1 protein-coding gene is annotated in these 641 nt (G+C 62.4%); it reads left to right on the plus strand.

The features are described 5' to 3' along the window. A partial coding sequence (locus tag HX846_RS36390) for a condensation domain-containing protein (RefSeq protein ID WP_256740422.1) occupies window positions 1–641 on the plus strand: 641 nt, incomplete at both ends.

Consider the following 641-nt stretch of genomic DNA (forward strand, 5'->3'; position numbering starts at 1 on the left):
TTCGTCAATACCCAGGTGCTGGATGCGCGGATTCAGGGGGCAATGCCTTTCGATCAATTGCTGGCGCAGGTCAAGCAGGCTTCGCTGGGCGCCCAGGCTCACCAGGATTTGCCGTTCGAGCAATTGGTGCAAACCCTCGCACCGGACCGACACATGAGCCACAGTCCGTTGTTCCAGGTGATGTTCAATCACCAGAGCGGCGATGCCGCCCAAGCGTTGCAACTGCCAGGCTTGCATGTCGAGAGCCTGGATTGGAGCTCGCACACGGCGCAATTCGATCTGACCCTTGGCACGCACGAGACCCAGGGCGCATTGGCCGCCACATTCACCTATGCCACTGATTTATTCGACACTGGCACCATCGAACGCCTGGCCGCTCACTGGCTGAACCTGCTGCAAGGCATCGTCGCCGATCCGCAACGGCGCATCGGGGAATTGCCGCTGCTGGACGCGACCGAGCAACAGCACAACATCGCCCAGTGGAACCCCGGCCCGCGCAGCTTCCCAAGCGACACCTGCGCCCATCAACTGATCGCCGAGCAGGCCCGTCAACGGCCTGACGCCGAGGCCCTGCGTTTCCACGGCCAGACCCTGACCTACGCCGAACTGAATGCCCAGGCCAACCGCCGTGCGCATCAGTT

The organism is Pseudomonas sp. K5002 (assembly GCF_013386655.1).
GTDB lineage: Bacteria > Pseudomonadota > Gammaproteobacteria > Pseudomonadales > Pseudomonadaceae > Aquipseudomonas.